Source organism: Ruegeria sp. HKCCD6119 (assembly GCF_013110585.1).
In the GTDB taxonomy this organism is placed as follows: Bacteria; Pseudomonadota; Alphaproteobacteria; order Rhodobacterales; family Rhodobacteraceae; genus Ruegeria.
Genome location: NZ_WVQV01000001.1, coordinates 338,323 through 350,999, shown reverse-complemented (window position 1 = coordinate 350,999; position 12,677 = coordinate 338,323). Strand labels below are relative to the sequence as shown.

Annotated in this window: 12 protein-coding genes; 7 read left to right on the top strand and 5 right to left on the bottom strand. The window is 59.4% G+C overall.

The features are described from left to right. Positions 1-4: 4 nt before the first annotated feature. A complete protein-coding gene (locus GS611_RS01770) occupies positions 5-238 on the top strand; it encodes a DUF1289 domain-containing protein (RefSeq protein ID WP_171631325.1) in 234 nt (77 codons plus the stop codon). A gap of 653 nt (positions 239-891) precedes the next feature. Here the strand turns inward: GS611_RS01770 and GS611_RS01765 are convergent. The 5 genes from GS611_RS01765 to GS611_RS01745 form a co-directional block, all read right to left on the bottom strand. After that, positions 892-1,620 carry an STAS/SEC14 domain-containing protein gene (locus tag GS611_RS01765; RefSeq protein ID WP_171631323.1) on the bottom strand — a complete coding sequence of 243 codons (729 nt, stop codon included), beginning with the start codon at positions 1,618-1,620 and terminating at the stop codon, positions 892-894. A 36-nt stretch (positions 1,621-1,656) separates the two neighbouring features. Then, a complete protein-coding gene (locus GS611_RS01760) occupies positions 1,657-2,412 on the bottom strand; it encodes a hypothetical protein (RefSeq protein WP_371732212.1) in 756 nt (251 codons plus the stop codon). A 23-nt stretch (positions 2,413-2,435) separates the two neighbouring features. Beyond that, positions 2,436-3,260, bottom strand: a complete 825-nt coding sequence (locus tag GS611_RS01755; RefSeq protein WP_171631319.1) for a sulfite exporter TauE/SafE family protein — start codon at positions 3,258-3,260, stop codon at positions 2,436-2,438. 15 nt (positions 3,261-3,275) lie between these two features. Next, a complete protein-coding gene (gene dusA / locus GS611_RS01750) occupies positions 3,276-4,271 on the bottom strand; it encodes a tRNA dihydrouridine(20/20a) synthase DusA (protein ID WP_371732211.1) in 996 nt (331 codons plus the stop codon). A 138-nt stretch (positions 4,272-4,409) separates the two neighbouring features. After that, complete coding sequence (locus tag GS611_RS01745) at positions 4,410-5,012, bottom strand: TetR/AcrR family transcriptional regulator (RefSeq protein WP_171631314.1); 603 nt, start codon at positions 5,010-5,012, stop codon at positions 4,410-4,412. Positions 5,013-5,153: 141 nt separating this feature from the next. Here GS611_RS01745 and GS611_RS01740 point away from each other — a divergent pair, with 141 nt between their 5' ends. The 6 genes from GS611_RS01740 to GS611_RS01715 all read left to right on the top strand — a co-directional run bounded on the left by GS611_RS01740 (position 5,154) and on the right by GS611_RS01715 (position 12,671). Next, positions 5,154-5,618 (top strand): (2Fe-2S)-binding protein, encoded by a 465-nt coding sequence (locus GS611_RS01740; protein ID WP_171631310.1) that lies wholly within the window; start codon positions 5,154-5,156, stop codon positions 5,616-5,618. A 3-nt stretch (positions 5,619-5,621) separates the two neighbouring features. Next, the gene (locus tag GS611_RS01735; protein ID WP_171631308.1) at positions 5,622-7,808 is read left to right on the top strand and encodes a xanthine dehydrogenase family protein molybdopterin-binding subunit; all 2,187 of its coding nucleotides are present in this window, start codon (positions 5,622-5,624) and stop codon (positions 7,806-7,808) included. A 133-nt stretch (positions 7,809-7,941) separates the two neighbouring features. Further along, entirely contained in the window at positions 7,942-9,261 is a 1,320-nt protein-coding gene (locus tag GS611_RS01730) for a glutamine synthetase family protein (RefSeq protein WP_171631306.1), read from the top strand. A 58-nt stretch (positions 9,262-9,319) separates the two neighbouring features. Next, entirely contained in the window at positions 9,320-10,000 is a 681-nt protein-coding gene (locus GS611_RS01725) for a type 1 glutamine amidotransferase (protein ID WP_171631303.1), read from the top strand. Then, positions 10,000-11,358: a glutamine synthetase family protein gene (locus GS611_RS01720; protein WP_171631301.1), complete on the top strand. Its 1,359-nt coding sequence runs from the start codon at positions 10,000-10,002 to the stop codon at positions 11,356-11,358. The genes GS611_RS01725 and GS611_RS01720 overlap by 1 nt, the downstream gene beginning before the upstream one ends. Positions 11,359-11,366: 8 nt before the next feature. Then, entirely contained in the window at positions 11,367-12,671 is a 1,305-nt protein-coding gene (locus GS611_RS01715) for an FAD-dependent oxidoreductase (RefSeq protein ID WP_171631299.1), read from the top strand. Positions 12,672-12,677: the final 6 nt, after the last annotated feature.

Sequence of the window (12,677 nt, the reverse complement as noted above, 5' to 3'; positions counted from 1 at the left end):
AGTGATGACAAGTATGGTTTGGAAAAGGAATGAGGTTGAAAGCCCTTGTGTCCAGATCTGTGTCGTTCACCCGACTGAACGTATCTGTACCGGCTGCTATCGAACGATTGACGAAATCACCCGTTGGTCCAAGATGGACAGCAGCGAACGCGCCGAAATCATGGAAGATCTGCCAACCAGAAAGCCGCGCCTCAGCAAACGTCGTGGCGGGCGTGCAGCGCGCATAAAAGGTTCCTGAAGTCAGCCAGCCTGCTTTGGGGACGTATCCCTGTGGTCATTGGATTCGTCGCGGGCCGACCTGTTTGTGTCTTGCCCGCGCAGCTCTGACTCGAACAGAGCTGCGATTTCGGATCTGCTTGTTTTTGCAGTCCCGTATTTTTTCGCTGCACGTCGGACACGCTTCGTGCCGGTCTTGTCCGCCTTGAATACTGGCGTCTTGCGTGCCGCAAATCTTTCCATCAATAACCTAAGTGTCATCGCAAACTTCCCGCTTCCAATAACTGTGCCGCCGCGGGCCGAGTTCGAGCTCCTAAAAGGGGCCAGCTCATGAACGCATCTGTTCAACGTGAGTGGAGGCCCGCAGCGACACGGCGTAGGTAAGGGCATTTCCGGTCAAATTTAGGGGGAAAACACGCGGTTTTTGGTCCGTGTTGACCTTAAGGTCAGAAATTCCACGGAAAAACCCACCAGTTCCCTTACGTCACAATTCTTGACCGGCACGGTATCAAGACCGGTTTCAAGACATGTGATGCGTGTCGTTCCGCGAAATAAGCCAATCAGATTTGGTCAATTCGCGCTCAAGGGTGCTTTGTTCTGACCAGAGAACAAAGCACGCAAGCCGCCTGTTGGCAGCAAGATCACAAGATGCAGGTTGGCACGCAGAGCAGATCCTTACCCGGCAGCCAGCCAAGTTTTGGCGTTTTCGATTTCCTCGGACGGAAAGAACTGAGTCCGTGTGCCCAATACATGACTGGCGACACGTTGTGCCATGTGCTGCCAGCTTTTGTCCCCGACGATGGCCGCGCGATCCAGTTGTCCGATGTGGCGGCTGGCCAGACGGAAATGTGCTGCAAGAGCGGACAACCCCTGCCAGCCGTCGAATTCCCGCAGGTCGATCAGCAACCGAAATCCGGATCGATCATGCAACAAAGCGTCCAGGTCGCGTTCGGCTTGCTTGTACTCCTCGGGGTCCAGTTTTCCCAAAAGGCTGATCTGCACACATGGGCCCTCAAGATCGGTCACGTGAATGGATCCCAGCGACTCGCGCATCCAGCGCCGGGCGGCCTCAAGCTCGGCCAGTTCAAAGACCTGAACGGGGCATGGCAGGATCGGGGCGGCCAATCGGATGCTGGTTTGCACCCAGCCCTGATCGGCAACAACCGCGATCCGGTCAAACCCCCGCCAGTGGCTGAGCCCCAGCTTGGTGTCGGACCAGGCCGCGCCCAAATCATACCCCTTGAACTCGGGCTGCACGATGGCCAAAAGCCGAACGGAATCATGTTCGGTCAGCGCTGCTTCGATTGCAGGAACCAGGACATCGGCATAGTCGGCGCTGGTGACTTGCCCCGACAACTCCACTTCTATCAACGCACCATCAGAATTCGTATGGACCGTAATCATCGGTCAAAACCTCCAAAGCCAAACAATGACAGGAGGTTAAGTGGATTCGATCCATTCCGCCACACCCCCGGCGCATTCCGGGCGGAAATAGGCGATCATCCGTCCATCCGGCCCTGCGCTTGCCGTTTCCGCCCAGGGGGCAACCCCGTGCAGGCAGTGGCGGTGCAGCACGTAAGCCTCGCCCGGTTTTGCAGGCAATTCGATTCGCGGGCAGGTTTCGAAAACCTCGCGACGGACGGATTGGTAGATATCCGTAACATCGACTTCATGCAGGCGCTCTTGTGGCGTCCCCGCAAGGGCGCGCCTGAAAGCCGCACCTAGGATATGATGGCTGCCTTCCCACAACACCATGGGCGACGCATCCGGGCTGGCCTCGGTCAGCGGTATGCCCAAAACCCACGCATGCGGTTCATCCACCCGGCGGCGACGATCCGGCCCCACCGGGCGCAATCCGTCCACATGGGCCGCATCCCGATTTCTGCGATACCGCGCGGCGGCTTCGTTCTCCCCCCGACGCGGGCGTGGATACCCAGGATGCGTGACCGAGACTTGGCCTTTGTGAAGCGGCAACTGCCCGTAACGCCCTGCAATGAATGACATGGCGGTTCCGGCCAAAGGCCCCGATTGGCCAACCCTGCCCTGCGCGTCATTGGGCAACGCGTCAACACCGATGAACCACGTCCCGTCACAATCCAGCCAGTCAGCATGGGCCGGGTCCGATACCGCGGCCCGTGCGGCAGGCAGCGCATGTCCCACCCAGGCCGCAAGCACTGGATCATACGGGAATTTCACCCACCCCCTGGCGCCAAAATCCTTCACAAACCCACCGCCTTGCGCAGCATATTGAGCGCCACCAGCGTAAGGAACACTGCGAATACGCGCTTCAAGGGTTTCGGATCCATCGCATGGGCCAGCTTCACCCCCCAGGGCGCGGTGATCATCGTCATTGCCACGACGATACCGAAGGCCACCAGATTGACCGCCCCAATGGTCAGCGGAGGCCGGTGTTCCGGTGCGATATCCAGAAACAAAAACCCGATGACCGAGGGCACGGCGATAATCACACCAAACCCTGCGGCGGTTGCGACGGCACGATGGATCGGCGTGTTGTAGAGGCTCATCAGCGGCACACCAAAACTGCCGCCGCCGATTCCCATCAGAACCGAAAGAAACCCGACCGCAGGAGACAGGATGGCCCGCTTTTTTCCACCGGGCATGACATCACCCAGCCGCCATTCCGAACGACCCAGCCCCAGATAGGCCCCGATCACCATTCCCAATATGCCGAACAGCGCCTGCAAGGCTTCGGTCCGCAGGGCCGAGGCAACCAGAACTCCGATGATCGCACCGACGACGATCCCCGGCCCCCAACCGCGCAGGATATCCCAAGCCACCGCACCCTTTTTGTTGTGCGCAAGAACGGATCGGACCGATGTCACGATGATCGTGGCCAGCGACGTGGCCAGACACAGCTGCATCAACTGCGGGCCGCCATAGCCAAGAGTTTGAAACGCATAGAAAAAGGCAGGCACCAAGACGATTCCACCGCCGACCCCCAGCAATCCGGCAAGCACGCCGGCCAGCGCTCCGATCGCAAGCAAAAGGCCCAGCATCTGGGCCAGCAACATCGTCTCGGGCATAGTTCCCCCTGCCGCTTAAACTTCTGCCATGGGCGCCACATGATCCAGCGCCCGCAGCATCACCTCGGGTCCGGCCCCATCCTGCACAGCCCCTTCCGACAAGGCGCGCCGCCATGCGCGGGCTCCGGGACGACCTGCGAAAAGGCCCAACATATGACGCGTGATCTGGTGCAGACGCCCGCCATTGGCAAGGTGCCGTTCCACATAAGGTACCATATGTTGAACGATCGCGAACGGATCACGCGTCGTTCCGGTACCAAAGATGCGTCGGTCAGCATCCGACAGGACATCGCCCGGCTGATGATACGCGGCCCGGCCGATCATCACCCCATCCAGACCGGCTTCCAGATGTGCGGCTGCCTCGTCCAGCGTGTTGATGCCGCCATTGATCGATATGTGAAGATCCGAAAACTCATCCTTCATCCGATGCACAAGGTCATAGTTCAAAGGTGGGATATCCCGGTTTTCCTTGGGGCTCAGCCCTTGCAGCCACGCCTTGCGGGCATGGATTGTCACCCTTTGGCAACCTGCCGCGCTGATGTGCTCAAGAAACGCGGGCAATACATCTTCGGGCTCCTGATCATCGACTCCGATGCGGCATTTAACGGTGACATCCACATTCACCGCTTCGCGCATGGCAGTCACGCAGTCGGCAACGCGGGCCGGGTCTTTCATCAAGACCGCGCCAAAAGTGCCGTATTGCACCCGATCCGACGGACAGCCGCAGTTCAGATTGATCTCATCATACCCGGCCTCAGCCCCCAGTCTCGCGGCCTGCGCCAGTTCTTCCGGGTCAGAGCCGCCGAGTTGCAAAGCAACCGGGTGTTCCTCGGGAGAGTAGTCCAACAGATGCAACGCCCCGCCCCGCACGAGCGCCGGCGCCGTCACCATCTCGGTATACAGCAACGTTTCCGCGCTGAGGAGCCGATGAAAATAGCGGCAGTGGCGGTCTGTCCAATCCATCATGGGTGCCACGCTTAAACGCGCAGCCTGTGTTGCCTTGCATGTCACAGCAACGCCTCCGTCCTGCTATGCTTCGAAATCCGATGGACTGTCAGTGGCTTTGCCCACCCGAATCAAGTCGAAAAGCCCTAACACATTCCTCTGACGACGTCCCGACTGCGACCATCATCAGTGAGTTGCTATCGATTAGACACCATATCGGCTCATCACCATCTGGACACTGCTTTCGATCGTTTCCGTCATCTCGGCTTCGCTGAGCGCCCCACCCGTAAACAGCAGTGGCCAGAAGGCGCGCGCCTTGATCAGGCCGATGAATTCGCGCCCGGCCCGTTCCGGATCATCGATCCGAAGCTGCCCATCCTCTGCCGCATCTTTGAGCATGGCAATGAATGTCGCTGTCTTGTCCAGCTTGCCCTGCGCTTCCGCCGCAAGCGTCGGGTTGCGCAAGGTTTCGCTGATCACCATCCGGGCCATCGCGATAACATCGGGCCGCATCAGAATGCGCCCTTCGGCCCAGGCCAGTTCAGTCAGTTGCGTACGAGTATCGCGACCTTTTTCATACCGAATTTCCAGCACTTCAGCAAAGCGGCTGGACAATTCGACCACGATGGAGCGGAACAGGTTTTCTTTACTTTCAAAGTACTTGTACAGCGTACGCTTGGACACTTCGGCCCTTGCTGAAATGCGATCCATACTGGCCGCGGCAAAGCCCTTTTCCTGGAACTCGGCCACGGCAGCTTCGATGATCTGTGCGCGCTTGGACGCATTCTGTGCGCTGCATTCGTTCATGTCAGAGCTATAGACCTATTGACGTGCCCTGGTCAAACACTAGGTAAACGCAGAAGTTTACAGAGGCAAAACCATATGCCATAAGTAAACCTGCGAGTTTACCAGTTACGGAAACCAGCACCAACAGGAGACCCCCTCATCATGGCTCTTAAATTGAACCTGAACGGCACGACCCTCGAGGTTGATGCCGAACCCGGAACGCCTCTTCTCTGGGTGATCCGAGACGAACTGAAACTGACCGGCACAAAATTCGGCTGCGGCGTGGCATCCTGCGGGGCCTGCACCGTGCACGTGAATGGTGAGCCCGTCCGTTCCTGTCAGACATTCATTGAAGACGTCGAAGACGCCGAAGTCACGACTATCGAAGCTGTCGGTGACGACAAGATCGGTGCTGCCGTACAACAGGCCTGGGTCGAACTGGATGTCGTCCAGTGCGGCTATTGCCAGTCGGGTCAGGTGATGTCGGCTGTCGGGCTGTTGTCCGAGAACCCGAAGCCGTCGGTCCAGGAGATTGACGAGTACATGTCCGGCAATGCCTGCCGCTGCGCCACCTATCAACGCATCCGCGCCGGCATCCAACGCGCGTCTGAAATTCTGGAGGCCTGATCCATGACCATCAACACCTCTCGCCGTTGGTTTCTGAAAGGCGCCGCCGCTGCCGGTGCCGTCCTGCTGGTTGGCGCCCGCCCTGATGGTGTGCTGGCCGCGGCCTCGTCCGAGACCGCGCAGTTCAATCCATTTGTGAAGATCGATGCCGATGGCACCGTGACCGCCATCGTCAAACATTTTGAAAAAGGTCAGGGCCCGGCGACCGGACTGCCGACGCTGATTGCCGAAGAAATCGGCCTGACCATGGATCAGATCGAGTACGAGTTCGCCCCCTCGGATCCGAATGTCTACAACAACCTGCTGTTCGGCCCGTTCCAGGGCACCGGCGGTTCGACCGCGATGGCGAATTCGTGGCTGCAATACCGTCAGGCCGGTGCTGCCGCGCGCGAAATGCTGATCAACGCCGCCGCGCAAAGCTGGGGCGTGGATTCATCTGGCATCACCATCGAAGACGGCATCGTGAAGGCAGGCGACAAGTCGGCTCCGATCGCTGAATTTGTGTCTGCTGCGTCGCAACTGGACGCTCCGGCAGAGCCACGCCTGAAGGACCCGTCCGAATTCCGTCTGATCGGAAATGAAACGGTGCGCCGCAAGGATACGGCAATCAAAAGCAACGGCCAGGCGATGTTTGCCATGGACGTTCACCTGCCCAACCAGATGATCGCCATGATCAAACGCCCCGAAGCGAAGGGCGGCATCGCGCTGGGCTTTGATGACAGCGCATCGAAAGAGGTCAAAGGCTATATCAGCGCCGCTGTTCTGCCCAATCAGGCGGGCGTCGCGGTGTACGCCGAGAACACCTGGGCCGCGATTCAGGCACGCGATGCGCTTGAGGTCGAATGGGACATGTCCGGCGCGGAAACCCGCAACTCGGACCAGATCAAGGCCGAGATCATGGACGCGCTGGAGGCTGAGCCCACGTATAATGTCAACAAGGCGGATTTTGCCGCTGTGGCAGCCGCCATCGACGGAGCGGACAAGGTCGTCGAAAAAACGTTCTACTTCCCACTGCTGGCCCATGCCCCTATGGAACCGCTGAACTGCACCATCGAGCAGACCGCAGACGGAGACATCGTTCTGCATGACGGGGCACAGATGCCGACGGGTCCTCATATGGCCTACCAGCAAATCTTTGGCCTGCCCGCCGAGAAGATCCACATCAAAACCATGCTGGCAGGCGGGTCTTTCGGGCGCCGCGCCACCCCGGATGCGGATTATCAGGTCGAGGCCGCCCTGGCCTTTGTCGTCACTGACCGCTCTCGCCCCGTGAAACTGGTCTGGACGCGCGAAGACGACATTCGCAGCGGGTATTACCGACCGGCCTTTGGCCACAAGGTTCGTGTGGGTCTGGACGCCGAAGGCAACATCGTCGGGTGGCAGCACCAGATTGCCGGCCAATCCGTGATCAAGGGCACCCCGTTCGAGGCTGTTCTGGTTCATGACGGCATCGACCACAGCTCGGTCGAAGGCGTTTCGGACAGCCCCTACAGCATCCCCGGCATGGCGGTGGGTCTGACAGACACGCCAAAGGCGACGACGGTTCTGTGGTGGCGCTCGGTCGGGCACACCCACACCGCCTATACGATGGAAACCATGATGGATCTGGTGGCCGAGGCCGCCGGTCGTGATCCGGTGGAATTCCGTCTGGCCCATCTTTCCGACAGCAGCAACCTGGACCAGCAGCGCAAAGCAGCTGTTTTGAAGCTGGCGGCCGAAAAGGCAAACTGGGGCAATGCGCCAGAGGGCCGGTCGCAGGGGATTGCCGTTCACAAGTCCTTTGGCTCTTACGCGGCTGAAGTGGTCGAAATCTCGGGCGATCCGGAAAATGGCATCAGGATTGAAAAGGTCACTTGTGCCGTGGATTGCGGTATCGCCGTGAACCCCGATATCGTGCGGGCCCAGATGGAAGGCGGCATCGGCTATGGCATTGGCCATGTGATGCGTGACCAGATCACCCTGACAAGTGGGGCGGTGGATCAATACAACTTCCCGGATTACGAACCGCTGCGCATCGGGGATATTGCCGCAATCGACGTGCATATCGTGCCATCGGCCGAAGCACCGACCGGCGTCGGAGAACCCGGCACGCCACCGTCAGCACCGGCTTTGGCCAATGCGATCAAAGCCCTGTCAGGTTTGCATGTGGCGCAATTGCCCATGGAAGAACATGGCGTAAGCTTTGCCTGAAAACAGCTCTCCGCGCCGGTCTATACCGGCGCGGGGCGTTCCTTGAAAACCCAAGCCAAAATTTGATCAAATTTGGTGACAAAGCACATCCATTGAAGTAAATCACTGGGGAGTTTCACCGACGGAGCCCCCAATGGATCTGAGAGCCCTGCACAATTTTCGCGTCGCCGCATGTGACCTAAACGGTCAAATGCGTGGCAAACGCGTGCCCCCTGGCTATGCCGACAAACTGGGAAAAGGCGCCGTGCGAATGCCGTTTTCGGCACTGAACGTAGACTTGTGGGGCGCTGATATCGAAGGAAGCCCGCTGGTCTTTGAAACCGGCGACGCAGATGGGGTACTGCGCCCGACCGAACGCGGCCCGGTCCCCGTGCCCTGGCTGGATACGGAAACAGCGCTGGTTCCGATGTGTCTGTATGATGATGACGGCGTGCCCTTCCCGGGCGACCCGCGGCATGCCCTGTCCGCCATACTCGACCGCTATGCGCAACGCGGCTGGTCCGTTGTTGCCGCGACAGAGTTGGAGTTCACACTCGTTGACGCTTCTGGCGCGCAGCCGCAACCACCGGTGAATCCGATCACAGGGCGGCGCCTTGCGGATGAGGCCGTTCTGTCGGTTGCCGAAATGGACGCGTTCGAGGCGTTCTTTACCGACCTGTACGATGGCTGCGCCGCAATGGGCATCCCCGCGCAGACGGCGATTTCCGAAAGCGGCATCGGCCAGTTCGAGATCAACCTGAACCATCAGGACGCCATGCGCTGTGCCGATGATACGTGGTTTTTCAAGGCATTGACGCGTGGGTTGGCGCGCAGGCACGGATTTGCGGCCACCTTCATGTCCAAACCTTATGCCGATGACGCAGGCAACGGAATGCATGTGCATTTCTCGGTGGTGGACCAGAACGGGCACAATGTGTTCGACAACAACGGGCCGGAAGGCACCGAGATATTGCGGTCTGCCGTAGCTGGCTGTGTCGCAGCCATGCCGGGCAGCTCGCTGATATTTGCACCCCACGGCAACTCCTACACACGGCTTATACCGGGTGCACATGCGCCCACGGGCGCCTGCTGGGCCTATGAAAACCGAACCGCTGCCATTCGCATCCCGGGCGGGGCCCCGGCCGCACGGCGCATCGAACACCGTGTCGCCGGCGGGGACATAAACCCGTATCTGATGTTGACCGCGGTTCTGGGCGCGGCACTTGTCGGCATCGAGGACGGCTTGATCCCCCCTGCCCCGATTACGGGGAACGCCTATGACATCGCGGACCTGCCTCAACTGATGCCGGATTGGTCGAGCGCGATTGACAGGTTCTCCACGGATCCTTTGGTGGCCCGGCTGTTCCCCGCTGACCTGATCCGCTATCTGACCATGACCAAACGACAAGAGATCACCCGATTTGCGAACATCCCGCCCGAGGATCACTGGTTGAGCTATCTCGAGACGGTTTGACCCCCTTGCCGCGTCAACCAGTCTCGGCTAGGATTAATTTGATCAAATTTGGTGACACATGAAAATCGGTATCCTACAAACCGGCCACACCCCCGAAGTGCTACAGGAAGAATTCGGGGATTATGACGAACTTTTCCCCGCGTTGCTGCGTGACAACGGGTTCGAGTTCGTGACCTTCGCCGTCGTGGACGGCACCTTCCCCGATGGTGCGGATGATGCGGATGGATGGATCATTACCGGATCGCGCCACGGGGTTTACGAGGACCTTCCCTGGATCGCCCCGCTGGAAGCGTTGGTGCGCGAGATCTGGGAAAGTGGAAAACCCCTGATCGGCGTTTGCTTTGGCCATCAGATCATTGCTCAGGCACTGGGTGGCAAGGTCGAGAAATTCTCGAAAGGATGGGCCGTAGGTCGTACGGAATACGAATATGACGGCAACAGACTATGGCTGAATGCCTGGCACCAGGATCAGGTTGTCGAATTGCCGAAAGAAGCGCGGGTTCTGGGCCGGAATGCCTTCTGCAAAAACGCGATGCTGGCTTATGGGGATACAATCTGGACAGTTCAGGCCCACCCGGAATTCAACAACGGATTCGTGGCAGGCCTGATGCGGACACGGGGCAAGGGCGTGGTACCCGAAGACCTGATGCGCGAAGCCGCAAATCGCGAGACGGCCCCGGACGACAACGCCAAAATTGCGCGCCACATGGCCGAGTTTCTAAAGAAAGAGAGAGCCTGATGGCTGATTGGACTGATAAACTGCCGGAAGCCGCAAAGGCATATTTCCATGGGCAACGACTGGACGAAGTTGAATGCATCATTTCGGACCTGCCGGGTATTGCGCGCGGCAAGGCGGTGCCTGCATCAAAATTCGCAAAGCAATCCTATTTCCACCTGCCCGACAGCATCTTCTACCAGACCATCACAGGGGGCTGGGGCGAAGCTGCCGGCGATGACGGGTTCATCGAAAAGGATATGATCCTGAAGCCCGATTTCTCGACCACTTCCGCTGCGCCGTGGACGGGGGATTGGACATTGCAGGTGATCCACGACGCCTACGACCGGGATGACAATCCGATCCCTTACAGCCCGCGCAACGTGCTCAAGCGTGTTGTGCAGCTTTATCATGACAAGGGATGGAAGCCGGTTGTTGCACCAGAGATGGAGTTCTTTCTGGTTGCCCCCAATGTGGACCCGGCGCAGGGCATCAAACCCATGATGGGGCGTTCCGGCCGTCCGGCCGCGGCGCGACAGGCCTATTCCATGACGGCCGTGGACGAGTTTGGCCCGGTGATCGACGACATCTATGATTTCGCCGAGCATCAGGGGTTCGAGATCGACGGCATCACCCAGGAAGGCGGCGCCGGGCAGTTGGAAATCAACCTGCGTCACGGCAATCCGGTGAAACTGGCCGATGAAGTCTTCTATTTCAAACGCCTGATCCGCGAGGCCGCGCTGCGCCACAATTGTTTTGCCACCTTCATGGCAAAACCGATCGAGGAAGAGCCGGGCTCGGCCATGCATATCCATCACTCGATCATCGACATGGAAACCGGCCAGAACATCTTCTCTGGTCCTCAAGGGGGTGAGACGGACGCGTTTTACCACTTTATCGCCGGTTTGCAGAACCACCTGCCCTCCGGTCTGGCGGTCATGGCGCCTTATGTGAATTCCTACCGGCGCTATGTGAAGGATCACGCGGCACCGATCAACCTGGAATGGGCCCGTGACAACCGCACCACCGGCATTCGCGTGCCCCTGTCCGGCCCGGAATCGCGGCGCGTCGAGAACCGCATCGCCGGGATGGATTGCAACCCGTATCTGGGCATCGCGTTGTCGCTGGCCTGCGGCTATCTTGGCCTGGTCGAGCAGGAACGCCCACGTCGTCAGTTCTATGGCGACGCTTATGAAGGCGAGGGCGATATCCCGCAGGTCATGGGCGAAGCGCTGGATCTGTTCGACGAAGCCACCGCCCTGCACGAGGTTCTGGGCCCCGAATTCGCCCGCGTTTACGGCATCGTCAAACGGGCCGAGTATGAGGAGTTCCTACAGGTCATCTCTCCGTGGGAACGTGAACATCTGCTGATCAACGTCTGAGACCTTCCGTGAACCTGCTCTATTCCAATGACCGCAAGGGCGAGTACCCTGACAGCTGGTATGCCGCGACGGCACATCCGATGGATCGCTTTCCCGCGTTGTCAGAAGACACCAGGGCGGATGTATGCGTTGTCGGTGGCGGCTATACGGGGCTGTCCGCGGCCCTTCATCTGGCCGAAGCCGGGTTCGACGTCGTGCTGCTTGAAGCGCACCGCGTCGGCTTTGGCGCGTCGGGCCGAAACGGCGGGCAGTTGGGCAGCGCGCAGCGGGTGGACCAGGAAGACCTCGAGCGTCTTGTAGGCGATGCCGACGCCGCCAGGCTTTGGGAACTGGCTGAAGACGCCAAGGATCTGGTCAAATCCCTGATTGCAAAACACCAGATCGCCTGTGACCTGAAACCCGGTGTCGCCGTTCTGGGCCTGAGCAAATCCGAGCAAAAAGAACTGCATGACCACGCCGGTTATCTTTCCGAGCGGTACGGATACGACCAGATCGAGCTGTTGGACGAAAACGCGGGTCATTCGCTGTGCCCGTCACCAGCCTATCAAGGGGGGTATCTGGATATGGGTGCGGCGCATCTGCACCCTCTGAACTTTGCGTTGGGATTGGCGCAAGCCGCGGCCAAAGCGGGCGTTCGCGTCCATGAAAGCACCGAAGTGACCGGGATTGACGAGGGCCAGACGGCTGTGATCCGAACTGCACACGGCAACGTTCGGGCCAAGCACGTCATTCTGGCCTGCAACGGGTATCTGGGCGATCTCAATCGTTCCGTCGCCGCCAGGGTCATGCCCATCAACAATTTCATTGCGGCCACCGAACCCCTTGGAGAGGACACCGCCCAGGTTTTGACCCGGGATGTTGCGGTGGCGGACACGAAATTCGTGGTGAACTATTTTCGCCTCAGCGCCGATGGTCGCCTCTTGTTCGGAGGCGGCGAAAGCTATGGCTATCGCTTTCCATCAGATGTCGCCGCCAAGGTCCGCAAACCCATGACCGAGATTTTCCCGCATTTGCGGGATGTGAAGATCGACTATGCCTGGGGCGGAACGCTGGCCATCACCATGCGGCGGATGCCGTATCTGGCCCGTGTCGCACCCAATATTCTTTCGGCTTCGGGATATTCCGGTCACGGTGTCGGCACTGCGACCCATGCCGGACAACTCATGGCGATGGCGATTCAGGGTCAGGCCGAAGGGTTTGACACGATGGCACGGGTGCCCGCGCTGTCTTTTCCAGGCGGCCCTGCCCTGCGCAGCCCGCTTCTGATGCTGGCCATGACATGGTTCGCACTGCGCGACCGGCTTGGGGTCTGATCCACG

What these genes read in the sequence shown, in the direction of transcription:
- GS611_RS01770 (WP_171631325.1), top strand. Translation starts at nt 5, where the DNA reads ATGACAAGTATGGTTTGGAAAAGGAATGAGGTTGAAAGCCCTTGTGTC.
- GS611_RS01765 (WP_171631323.1), bottom strand. Translation starts at nt 1,620, where the DNA reads ATGATTACGGTCCATACGAATTCTGATGGTGCGTTGATAGAAGTGGAG.
- GS611_RS01755 (WP_171631319.1), bottom strand. Translation starts at nt 3,260, where the DNA reads ATGCCCGAGACGATGTTGCTGGCCCAGATGCTGGGCCTTTTGCTTGCG.
- GS611_RS01745 (WP_171631314.1), bottom strand. Translation starts at nt 5,012, where the DNA reads ATGAACGAATGCAGCGCACAGAATGCGTCCAAGCGCGCACAGATCATC.
- GS611_RS01740 (WP_171631310.1), top strand. Translation starts at nt 5,154, where the DNA reads ATGGCTCTTAAATTGAACCTGAACGGCACGACCCTCGAGGTTGATGCC.
- GS611_RS01735 (WP_171631308.1), top strand. Translation starts at nt 5,622, where the DNA reads ATGACCATCAACACCTCTCGCCGTTGGTTTCTGAAAGGCGCCGCCGCT.
- GS611_RS01730 (WP_171631306.1), top strand. Translation starts at nt 7,942, where the DNA reads ATGGATCTGAGAGCCCTGCACAATTTTCGCGTCGCCGCATGTGACCTA.
- GS611_RS01725 (WP_171631303.1), top strand. Translation starts at nt 9,320, where the DNA reads ATGAAAATCGGTATCCTACAAACCGGCCACACCCCCGAAGTGCTACAG.
- GS611_RS01720 (WP_171631301.1), top strand. Translation starts at nt 10,000, where the DNA reads ATGGCTGATTGGACTGATAAACTGCCGGAAGCCGCAAAGGCATATTTC.